Consider the following 11326-nt stretch of genomic DNA (forward strand, 5'->3'; position numbering starts at 1 on the left):
TAAAACGCTAATTTTACCGGAATGGATATCTTATTATACCTTTCAGAACTCTTGCAGCAACGTACTTCAGTTGGCCTTACTGGCCTGGGTACATTTTTCAAAAAGAAATTTGCTGGCAGATACGATAAGGAAAAACAATCGTTTTTCCCTCCGGGATATACTTTGCAATTTACTACTGAAATTAAGGACGAAGAATTACTTCCGAACTTTATTTCAGAGAAAAGAAATATTTCTGCTGAAAGTGCAGCCTATTACATTGCGCAGTTTGTAGAAGATATAAACAAAAAACTCGAAATTGAACATGAGGCAGAACTTGAAAACCTTGGTCGCTTATTTTTCACAGAACATGAAGGTTTAAGTTTCGAGCCAGCAAAAAATATCAATTATGGCTCTGAATTTTATGGTTTGCCATCAGTTGCAGAAACTGAAATAAATTCAGAAGCTGAGACAAAAGATACCATTTCATCACCACAGGAAACGGAGGAGGAAGTTTATGAAGAGATTGCCGAAGCACCGGTAAATTCAACACCTATATCTAACGAAGTTAAGAATGCGGAAGAAGTTTTACCTGTAATTGAAAATATAGAATTAGATGAAGTTAAAGATGATTTAAAAAATACTTTATCAAATACTACAGAAGCAATTGATGTTGAGCATGAAGAAATCAGTGTGCCTGATGCCGTAATAGAACAACATGAGGAACAACCAAACCGCTTTGGCCATCAACCCGAATCAGAAATTCAGAAAACATATGTTAACTTAAACGAGGATGTTCAAGACGAAGAAAACGTTATTGAAGCCCCTGAATTTATAAAAGAACAGCATGCTGAGCATCCAAACCGTTTTGGCCACGATCCGATAACAGCAGAAGTATTGGAAGAAGATGAGGAAGCTAACAAATCTGGCTGGTCAAAAATCTGGATTGCAGTTTTCGTGTTAATTTTGATTGCAGTCATTATCTATTTTATTAAACCTGAATGGTTCGGTAACCAGGCAAAGGTAGAAGCCCCAGCAGCATCGGTAACGACTGTCGATTCTTCAAAAATTGAAAAACCGGATACAGCTAAAATCAAACAGGATTCTATTGCAAAAACCGATAGCATATTAAAAGCTAATCAGGTACAAAGCAAGGCTGATACACAAAAAACCAAAGTTGTTGCACAGGTTAAAACAGCGGTAACAAAAGAAGAAAAAGGAGTAACCACTTACGAAGTAATCGGTGCTTCTTTCAAAACTGAAAAGAAAGCAGAGCAATTTATCCAGCAGATGAAAGGATATGGCATAACAGCCAGAATTGTTCCTATCGAAGGTCCATATAAAAAAGTAAGTATAGCATCTTATAAAACAGAAAAAGAGGCTGTTGAAGCCAGACCTGCTCTAAGTAAAAAAGTAAGAATAAAAGAATTAGACATTAAACAGATAAACACACCATAATGATTGCACTATTAATTCAAGATACTACACAAAAAGTAGTACAGGATACAGCAAATGCCTTAAATCCGACATTATCACAACCTGCACCAGAATTACATTTTATAGATTTGTTATTTAAAGGTGGTTGGGTAATGATTCCACTGGCTTTTTTAGCTTTTCTTGCACTGGTTATTTTTGTTGAGCGTTATTTAACAATCAAAAAATCTACAAAAGATGAATCAAATTTAATGGTTCAGATCAGGTCGTATATACAGTCAGGAAATCTTGAAGGCGCATCTGCCCTTCTTCGTAACAACAACTCGCCATTATCGCGTATGTTGCAAAAAGGATTAAAAAGGATTGGTCGCCCGATTAAAGATATTGAAGGTGCAATAGAAAATGTTGGTAAACTTGAGGTTTCTAAACTCGAAAAAAACATTAGCATTTTAGGTATCGTGGCAGGTATTGCACCAATGCTTGGTTTCGTGGGTACAATTGTTGGGGTAATTACAATTTTCCACCAGGTATCAATTAAAGGAGCTATCGAAATCGGTACCATTTCTGGTGGTTTATACACTAAAATGATTACATCAGCAACGGGACTGATCATTGGTATTATTGCCTATGTATTGTACCACATTTTAAACATTATGGTTGAAAAAATCATCCTTAAAATGGAAACCGATGCAATTGATTTTATTGATTTATTAGAAGAACCAGGTAAATAATGAATTTACGCAAAAGAACAAAAGGAGGTGTAGAAGTACATACATCAGCACTGAACGATATTATGTTCTTCCTGATGTTGTTCTTTCTATTGGCATCTGCAGTAGTAAATCCCCAGGTAGTTAAATTGTTGTTGCCTCAATCATCCAGCGGACAACAATCTACTGCTAAAAAAGCTGTTACCGTAAGTATAGACGAAAATTTAAATTATTTCGTTGATAAAAAACCTGCAACAGCTGAAAGCCTGCAACCAGCAATAGAGGCCTATCAAAAAGTAGCTCCAGATATGACCATTATTTTGTACGTGGCTAAAAATGTTCCGGCAGAAAATATTATGGTTGCTTACGATGTAGCGAACAAATTGAAATTAAAACTTGTTTTAGCTGTAGAGCCTAAGAAGTAATGAATTACAAAGAAGAAAATAATTATCCGAAAGCAGTTGCAATATCTACCGGTATAATGGGGCTTTTGCTTGCAATCAGCTTTTTAATTGTGATTAATTCTTTCGAGCCACCCGAAGATCTGGGTATGGGCGGTATGGTGGTGAATTATGGAACTGCAGAAACTGGTATGGGCGATGATTATACAAGTATCGAAGAGCCTTCTGCCGATCCTAATGCAAATCAAAAAGCACCCGATAAAGTTGTACCACAGGAAAAAGTAACTGAAAATACAACTGTCGAAACCGGAGATAAAGAGATCCAAACGCAGAATACCGAAGAAGCAATTAGCGTTAATACAAAACCAACTAAAACGGCTACTAAAACGCCAACAACGGCAACCGAAGATAAACCGACACAACCGGTAATCAATCAGAATGCTTTGTATAAAGGCAAGAAAAATACCGGGCAAGGTGGCGGTGATGGAACCGGAGATACACCTGGGAACCAGGGTTCAAAAAATGGCGATCCATTAGCGAATAATTATGGTGAAGGTGGTTCTGGTTTTGGGAACAAACCCATTGAACTTCGTCGTTTTTCTAACCTCGTTATTCCGAAAGATGATGGGCAAAAAACTGGTAAAATCGCCATCAGAATTTATTTCAATAAAAATGGTGACATTACCAGAGCTAATCAGGAGTTAAAAGGTTCAACAATTACTGATACAGATCTGGTAAATAAATGTATCCAGGCTGTATTAAATTCATCTTTGAGCAAGTCTGATGTCGGTGCTGATAATCAAACCGGAGTTGTCGTATTCAACTTTAAGGTAAAATAAGTTATCTTATCCATGGTCCTATGGTCTGTGTCTCACAGACCATTTTCTATTTACAGGCTATTCCATGCTTTATATCACTCAGGCGATATTATTCATCACAATCTTCCCTTTTCGTTTCATAATAAAAATAAGTCAGCATATATTTGACAGTAATTATGAACTACCAGCAAACGCTCGATTTTTTATACAGCAAGTTGCCCATGTTTACCAGGGTCGGTGCTTCCGCATTTAAAAAAGATTTAACGAATACCATTATTTTATGCGAAGCACTGGATAACCCCCAAAACAAGTTCAAAAGCATTCATGTTGCAGGCACAAATGGTAAAGGCTCAACCTCGCACATGCTCTCCGCAGTTTTGCAGGCACAAGGTTTCAAAACCGGGCTATACACCTCCCCGCACCTGAAAGATTTCCGCGAACGGATTCGTATAAACGGAAAAATGATTAGTAAGGCAGAAGTCACCGCTTTTGTTCAGACCAACCGAAAGCTGATTAACAAAACAGAGCCATCCTTTTTCGAAGCTACGGTTGCTATGGCCTTTGATCACTTTGCAAAGCATCAGGTTGATATCGCAGTAATCGAAGTTGGTTTAGGTGGCCGCCTCGATTCCACAAACATCATCACGCCTGAAATTTCTGTCATTACCAATATCAGCCTCGATCATACCAATATGTTAGGCAATACTTTACATGAAATTGCAGGAGAAAAAGCTGGAATTATAAAAAAAGGTATTCCCGCAATTATTGGTGAAACACAAGTAGAATCCCAGCCTGTTTTTTTGGAAAAAGCCAAAACTGTAAACACATCCATATTTTTTGCCGATCAATCCCTCTCGGCCTCAGCCCTTTCAGTTAAAAACAATTTACTTAAACTTTCCATAAGCGAGAATGGGACAATTAAATATGCTGATTTAAAAAGTGACTTAACCGGATTATATCAGCCAAAAAATATTGTAACAGTATTAAAAGCACTTGAAATTTTAAGCCAGAAAACGGAAACAAAAATTGTAAAACATGCAGTTTACGAAGGTTTAAAAAAAGTTAAAAAACTTACCGGACTACAGGGGCGCTGGCAAACGTTAAGCAAGAATCCGCTGGTAATCTGCGATACCGGCCACAACGAGGCTGGCATAACCGAGGTAATCAAAAATATCGGGCAAACACCTTTTGATAAACTTCACATGGTTTTCGGAATGGTAAAAGATAAGGACATTACCAGGGTATTATCCCTTTTACCAAAAAATGCTGTTTATTATTTTTGTAAACCCGATTTAGAACGTGGTTTAGAAGCGATAGAACTGCAGCAACAGGCAGCTACCTTTAATTTAAAGGGTGAAACCTTTAATTCAGTTGCCGAAGCAAAAGCCGCGGCGTTGAAAAATGCGGCTGCTAACGACCTTATTTTTATAGGTGGAAGTACCTTCGTTGTTGCCGAAGCACTATAAAAACTTTACAGAAAGTTCAAAAATTCTTCATCTAAAAATTATTACTTTTAGCCTTTAAAATAAAATAGAATGAAGAAAATTTCGTACTTAATTGTTTCCTTATCAATTTTATCACTCTCAACAGTTTCGGCGCAAACTAAAAAAACTACAACAGCAAAAGCTTATCCTGCTGAAGTTGCCCGTCCAAAGTTAGTTGTTGGCTTAGTTGTCGATCAAATGCGTTGGGATTACCTGTATCGCTACTATAACCGCTATTCAAGTGGTGGTTTTAAAAGATTGATTAATGAAGGTTTTTCGGTAGAAAATACGTTAATACCATACACACCAACATATACAGCAGTTGGCCACACCACCATCTATACAGGTTCTGTTCCGGCAGTACATGGTATAATTGGCAACGACTGGTATAATTCTGAAACCAAAAAGAATGTTTATTGCACTGAAGATTCTACAGTGGTTACGGTAGGAAGTACACCATCTTCAGAAGGAAATATGTCGCCTAAAAACCTTTTGGCAACTACAATTACGGATGAATTACGTTTAGCTACCAATTTCCGCGGAAAAGTTATCGGTATTTCATTAAAAGACAGAGGTTCAATTTTACCTGCTGGCCATGCAGCAAATGCCGCTTACTGGTATCAGGGCAGTACCGGAAACTGGATCACAAGTTCTTACTACATGAAAGAAGTACCAACATGGATTGCAGATTACAATAAATTAAAACTGGCTAACAAGTTTTATGCTAAAAATTGGGAAACCCTTTACCCTATCAATACTTATGTGAACAGCACAAGTGATGAAAAAGCATATGAAGGTAAAACAAGCACTTTCCCTCACCAGCTTACCCAAAACATCGATAAAAACTTCGATGCCATCAGAAGTACGCCTTATGGCAATACAATCACTTTAGATTTAGCTAAACTTGCCATTCTTTCTGAAGATTTAGGACAAGATAACATTACCGACTTTTTAGCAGTTAGCTGCTCAGCAACTGATTATGTTGGCCATGGTTACGGACCAAACTCAATCGAAGCTGAAGATACTTATTTACGTTTAGACAAAGATTTTGAAGAGTTTTTCAATTACCTTGATAAAAAAGTTGGAAAAGGAAACTATACCTTGTTCTTAAGTGCCGATCATGGTGTTGCACACGTTCCAGGATTTATGCAGGAAAATAAACTTCCTGCCGGAACGGTGAGCGACAGAGATATCGTTTTCAAACTTAACAGTTTCCTTAACGAAAAATTTAAGGTTAATAATGTGGTTTTAAAATCGATGAATAACCAGATTATTTTCGACCACGATAAAACCGATAACGGAACAGTAAGTTTCGACGTGATTAAAGCCGCATCTATCGAATTCCTTAAAAGATTAGATGGCTTCGCAAACGTGGTTGATATTTCGAGAATTTCGATGGCAACACTCCCTGAAGTTCAGAAAAAGATGGTCACAAATGGTTATAATGCCAGAAGAAGTGGTGATTTATATTACATATTAGATCCAAACTGGTTTAACGGTGGCAGTACAGGAACCACACACGGAAACTGGAACCCTTACGATGCACATATTCCTTTGGTATTCATGGGATGGGGAATAAAACCAGGTGCATCGAACAAAACGCACTATATGACAGATATAGCACCAACCATTGCAGCTTTGCTTCATATTCAAATGCCTAGTGGCTGTGTTGGAGAACCAATAACTGAAATAACAAACAAATAATTTTTAAAGCCACCCTTCAAGGTGGCTTTTTTATTTATAATAAGTATCAATTCTATTAAAAAACCTTCGGTTAATCGGTATTTCTTACATTTGCAGAACCAGATATAATTTGAAATAAGATTTTTCTTTTTTCTTAAATCATGCAATATGCAACAAGTAGAAATATATAAACCCAAAAATAAAATTCGTTTTGTAACTGCTGCTTCTCTTTTCGATGGGCACGATGCAACCATTAACATTATGCGTAGAATCCTGCAATCATCGGGAGCAGAAGTTATTCATCTCGGTCACAATCGTTCGGTAGATGAAGTTGTAAATTGTGCCATTCAGGAGGATGTCCAGGGAATTGCAATGACTTCTTACCAGGGAGGCCACATCGAATATTTTAAATACATGTTCGATTTACTTCAGGAAAGGGGCTCAGGTCATATTAAAATATTTGCCGGAGGCGGTGGCGTTATATTGCCTTCAGAAATTGAAGAACTGGAAGCTTACGGAATATCAAAAATCTATTCGCCGGATGATGGCAGAAGAATGGGCTTGCAGGGCATGATTAATGATATGCTGCAAAAAACAGACTTCATTACTAAAGATGAAATCACTGATGAGCTGAAAACCATACCCGGAAAAGATGTGAAGGCCATTGCTGGGGCAATTACAGTGGCAGAAAACGACCCTGAAGCCGCACAATCTTTTGTTGATGAACTTAAAAAATTATCTCAAAACAACACTGCACCCATCCTGGGTATTACCGGTACGGGTGGTGCGGGAAAATCATCATTAGTTGATGAATTGGTACGGAGGTTTTTGATCGAAGTGAAAGATAAAACAATGGCTATCATTTCTGTAGATCCTTCTAAAAGAAAAACCGGTGGAGCATTGCTTGGCGACCGTATCAGGATGAATGCCATTAACAATCCCAGGGTTTACATGCGCTCTCTGGCAACAAGACAGGCCAATCTGGCGCTTTCCAAAAATGTCCAGGAAAGTATCGATATATGCAAGGCTGCTGGCTATGATCTGATTATTGTAGAAACTTCAGGAATTGGACAATCCGATACCGAAATTACGGAGCATTGCGATGTTTCCTTATATGTAATGACACCTGAATTTGGCGCTGCTACCCAGTTAGAAAAAATCGACATGCTCGATTTTGCTGATCTGGTTGCCATCAATAAATTCGATAAGCGGGGCGCTTTAGATGCATTACGCGACGTACGTAAACAATACAAACGCAATCATAATCTCTTTGATGCTAAGGATAACGAAATCCCTGTTTTTGGAACCATGGCATCTCAGTTTAACGATCCGGGAATGAACAATTTGTTTGCAGCATTAATGGAACAAATTAGTATTAAAACTGGTGTTCAGTTTAAAACCAAAATGGAACTAACAGCCGAACAGTCAGAAAAAATCTATATTATTCCACCCGATAGGATTCGCTACCTGGCAGAAATCGCCGAATCAAGTCAGGCTTACAACGAATGGGTAGATAAACAATCATCAATTGCCCGTAAAATGTATCAGCTTAAAGGCGTTATTAACTTAGCAGCTGAAAATAAATCTTTATCAATAGGCACAGGATTGGAAGAAGCCTATACTTTTTTCGAAGAACAATTGGATGGCGAATGCAAAAGATTACTTCGCCAATGGCCGCAAACCAGAAAAAGTTATAAAGAGGAATTCTTCATCTACAAAGTACGCGATAAGGAAATTAAACAACCTTTGTTTTATGAATCTTTATCAAAACTGAATATCCCTAAAGTATCATTACCACGTTACGAAGATTGGGGTGATATTTTAAGATGGTTGTTAACTGAAAATTTACCAGGCGAATTTCCATATGCAGCAGGTGTATTTCCACTAAAACGTGATGGAGAAGATCCAACCCGGATGTTTGCAGGAGAAGGTGGCCCGGAGCGTACAAACAAGCGCTTTCATTATGTTTCTTTAGGTCAGCCCGCACATCGTTTATCTACCGCATTCGATTCGGTAACCCTGTACGGTGAAGACCCGCATATACGCCCCGATATTTACGGTAAAATTGGTAATTCCGGAGTAAGTATAGCAACCCTCGATGATGCGAAAAAACTATACTCAGGTTTCGATTTATGTGCAGCCTCTACTTCGGTTTCAATGACAATCAATGGCCCCGCTCCGATGTTGTTAGGCTTTTTCATGAACGCCGCTATTGATCAGCAATGTGAAAAATACATCATCGAAAACGGACTTGAAACTGAAGTTAGTAAGAAAATTGAGGCGATTTACAATGCGAAAAACAGTTCCAGGCCAACCTATAATGGAAAACTGCCTGAAGGCAATAATGGACTGGGTTTAATGCTCCTGGGGGTAACAGGTGATCAGGTATTACCTGCCGACGTGTATTTAAAAATCAAAACTTATGCCATAAGTGCCGTTCGTGGAACCGTTCAGGCCGATATCCTGAAAGAAGATCAGGCACAAAATACCTGTATATTCTCAACAGAGTTTGCCCTAAGAATGATGGGCGATATCCAGAAGTATTTTATTGATGAGAAAGTACGCAATTTCTATTCAGTTTCTATCTCTGGCTACCATATTGCAGAAGCAGGTGCAAACCCGATATCCCAGCTGGCATTTACCTTGAGTAATGGTTTTACATTTGTAGAATATTATTTAAGTCGTGGCATGCATATCGATGATTTTGCACCAAATTTATCATTCTTTTTCTCAAATGGAATCGATCCTGAATATGCTGTTATCGGACGTGTAGCCCGCCGAATCTGGGCCAAGGCAATTAAAAATAAATATAAAGGGAATGACCGCTCCCAAAAACTAAAATACCATATTCAAACTTCTGGTCGCTCATTACATGCCCAGGAAATTGATTTCAACGATATTCGTACCACATTACAGGCCTTATACGCAATTTACGATAACTGTAATTCCTTACACACAAATGCTTACGATGAGGCTATTACCACTCCTACAGAGGAATCTGTACGTAGAGCTATGGCCATTCAGCTAATCATAAACAGGGAGTTAGGCCTGGCCAAAAACGAAAACCCTTTACAAGGTGCTTTTATTATCGAAGAACTAACCGATCTGGTAGAAGAGGCTGTATTGGCAGAATTTAAAAGAATTAATGACCGTGGAGGTGTTTTAGGCGCTATGGAAACCATGTACCAGCGAGGTAAAATCCAGGAAGAGAGTTTATATTATGAAACACTTAAACATACCGGAGAATACCCTATTGTTGGCGTAAATACTTTCTTAAATAAAAACGGTTCGCCCACAATCGTTCCCGGAGAAGTTATTCGTGCTACCGAAGAAGAAAAACAATACCAGATAAAAACCCTCGAAGCTTTTCAGCAAAGAAATAATGATAAGGCAGAACAGCTATTGAAACAGCTTCAGAAGGCTGCTATTGACGGTTTGAACATCTTCGAACAACTCATGGAAGTTTGTAAAATATGTTCATTAGGCCAAATTAGCAATGCCCTTTATGAGGTTGGCGGTCAGTATAGAAGAAACATGTAAAACAAAAAGCGCCATGATTATGATAATCATGGCGCTTTCCAAAGTATTTTTAATTAACCCGCTATCCAGCTAAATTTATAATCAATTGTTGGGTTCTTCATTCTTTCAGCTACCCTTAAAAGTCTCGAAGGCAAATTCATAATGTAATCCCTCGCCTTTTCGCCAGCTTCATCTAAATCACGCATACCTTCAATCTTCCAATCCTCTATTAGTTGCTGCATAATTTCTACATAATCAACAGCAGTATAAACACCTAATCGTTGCGCAGCATCCGTGAAATGTCCAAAGGTCTGGCCAATTTTTAAACCCACTTCACGTAAGAAATGTGCAGGCATCACAATTTTCTTACGCATCATATCTTCAAAAGCCACCATAGCTTCGTTTGGGTCTACCTCAAAAATTTTATTCATAAAATCCTTGTAAGCTTTTGCATGGCGGGCCTCGTCAGATGCAATTGTGCCACACATCTTCGATAAAAGCGTGTCACCATCTCTCTTCGCTAAAGAAGCAACCCTTCTGTGCGAAATATTTGTTGCCATTTCCTGAAAAGAAGTATAAATAAAATTACGGTAAGGGTCGTGACCTGTACCAATATCAAAACCATCAGCGATTAAATACTGCGTAGAAATCTCCATCTGGCGCATATCAACACGACCGGAAAGGTATAAATACTTGTTTAATAAATCTCCATGACGGTTTTCCTCAGCAGTCCAATGTCTGTTCCATTTCATCCAGCCACCATCTTCCTTCATGCTCGGTCCTTCAACCATCGCAAGCCACGACTCGTATGTTGGTAAAGCTTCCTCAGTAATTGTATCACCGATAAGCACTGCTACTAAATCATAAGAAAGATCTTTAGCTTTCTCCCTTAAATTTCTAATATCTTGATAAAATGTTTCACTTGTAGAATCAGGTAAGAAATCAGATGGCTGCCAGTTCGTATCAATCGGTTTAAGATAGGTATCCATCATCTCAAGCATATATTTCTCAATATGCACCATTACTTCCCTTCTTTTATCTGCAAAAAAACTCATTACGCGTATTTATATATTTGTTTAACACAAAGATAACCAAATATTATGGCAAACCTTACAATATTAACACAATTGGCTATAATCAGGTTTAAATGTGATAGATGTTACAATATCACTGCCTTAAATATTAGTAAACGGTTGTAAGGCTTCCATGGGTAGTTTCAGCCCTGCTCTTTGCTTCAATCTCTTTGGCGCCTTATTTGGGAGCTTTTCAAGCCACCATCAAACACTTAGATGCCTTATATGGTA

8 protein-coding genes are annotated in these 11326 nt (G+C 38.2%); 7 read left to right on the forward strand and 1 reads right to left on the reverse strand.

Features of this window, described 5'->3' with window-relative positions; translation table 11 throughout:
- The first annotated feature begins 21 nt into the window (after nucleotides 1–21).
- The 7 genes from R2R71_RS05340 to R2R71_RS05370 all read left to right on the forward strand — a co-directional run bounded on the left by R2R71_RS05340 (nucleotide 22) and on the right by R2R71_RS05370 (nucleotide 10043).
- A complete protein-coding gene (locus tag R2R71_RS05340; protein ID WP_316830218.1) occupies nucleotides 22–1434 on the forward strand; it encodes an SPOR domain-containing protein in 1413 nt (470 codons plus the stop codon).
- Nucleotides 1434–2141, forward strand: coding sequence for a MotA/TolQ/ExbB proton channel family protein (locus tag R2R71_RS05345; RefSeq protein WP_316830219.1), 708 nt, complete (start codon nucleotides 1434–1436; stop codon nucleotides 2139–2141). The genes R2R71_RS05340 and R2R71_RS05345 overlap by 1 nt, the downstream gene beginning before the upstream one ends.
- Nucleotides 2141–2542 carry a biopolymer transporter ExbD gene (locus R2R71_RS05350; RefSeq protein ID WP_316830220.1) on the forward strand — a complete coding sequence of 134 codons (402 nt, stop codon included), beginning with the start codon at nucleotides 2141–2143 and terminating at the stop codon, nucleotides 2540–2542. The genes R2R71_RS05345 and R2R71_RS05350 overlap by 1 nt, the downstream gene beginning before the upstream one ends.
- Entirely contained in the window at nucleotides 2542–3357 is an 816-nt protein-coding gene (locus tag R2R71_RS05355) for an energy transducer TonB (protein WP_316830221.1), read from the forward strand. Before R2R71_RS05350 ends, R2R71_RS05355 begins: the two co-directional genes overlap by 1 nt.
- Before the next feature lie 155 nt (nucleotides 3358–3512).
- Nucleotides 3513–4802 carry a folylpolyglutamate synthase/dihydrofolate synthase family protein gene (locus R2R71_RS05360; protein ID WP_316830222.1) on the forward strand — a complete coding sequence of 430 codons (1290 nt, stop codon included), beginning with the start codon at nucleotides 3513–3515 and terminating at the stop codon, nucleotides 4800–4802.
- Nucleotides 4803–4871: 69 nt separating this feature from the next.
- A complete protein-coding gene (gene pafA / locus R2R71_RS05365; RefSeq protein WP_316830223.1) occupies nucleotides 4872–6524 on the forward strand; it encodes an alkaline phosphatase PafA in 1653 nt (550 codons plus the stop codon).
- Between the two features lie 147 nt (nucleotides 6525–6671).
- A complete protein-coding gene (locus R2R71_RS05370) occupies nucleotides 6672–10043 on the forward strand; it encodes a methylmalonyl-CoA mutase family protein (RefSeq protein WP_316830224.1) in 3372 nt (1123 codons plus the stop codon).
- Nucleotides 10044–10096: 53 nt separating this feature from the next.
- Here the strand turns inward: R2R71_RS05370 and R2R71_RS05375 are convergent, their stop codons facing one another.
- A complete protein-coding gene (locus R2R71_RS05375; protein WP_316830225.1) occupies nucleotides 10097–11077 on the reverse strand; it encodes an acyl-ACP desaturase in 981 nt (326 codons plus the stop codon).
- Nucleotides 11078–11326: the final 249 nt, after the last annotated feature.

This window comes from Pedobacter aquatilis, from assembly GCF_032678405.1.
GTDB lineage: Bacteria > Bacteroidota > Bacteroidia > Sphingobacteriales > Sphingobacteriaceae > Pedobacter > Pedobacter aquatilis_A.

Bases quoted from the DNA above. Each gene is read 5' to 3' on its own strand.
- R2R71_RS05350 (WP_316830220.1), top strand. From the start codon at position 2,141: ATGAATTTACGCAAAAGAACAAAAGGAGGTGTAGAAGTACATACATCA.
- pafA (WP_316830223.1), top strand. From the start codon at position 4,872: ATGAAGAAAATTTCGTACTTAATTGTTTCCTTATCAATTTTATCACTC.
- R2R71_RS05345 (WP_316830219.1), top strand. From the start codon at position 1,434: ATGATTGCACTATTAATTCAAGATACTACACAAAAAGTAGTACAGGAT.
- R2R71_RS05375 (WP_316830225.1), bottom strand. From the start codon at position 11,077: ATGAGTTTTTTTGCAGATAAAAGAAGGGAAGTAATGGTGCATATTGAG.
- R2R71_RS05360 (WP_316830222.1), top strand. From the start codon at position 3,513: ATGAACTACCAGCAAACGCTCGATTTTTTATACAGCAAGTTGCCCATG.
- R2R71_RS05340 (WP_316830218.1), top strand. From the start codon at position 22: ATGGATATCTTATTATACCTTTCAGAACTCTTGCAGCAACGTACTTCA.
- R2R71_RS05370 (WP_316830224.1), top strand. From the start codon at position 6,672: ATGCAACAAGTAGAAATATATAAACCCAAAAATAAAATTCGTTTTGTA.
- R2R71_RS05355 (WP_316830221.1), top strand. From the start codon at position 2,542: ATGAATTACAAAGAAGAAAATAATTATCCGAAAGCAGTTGCAATATCT.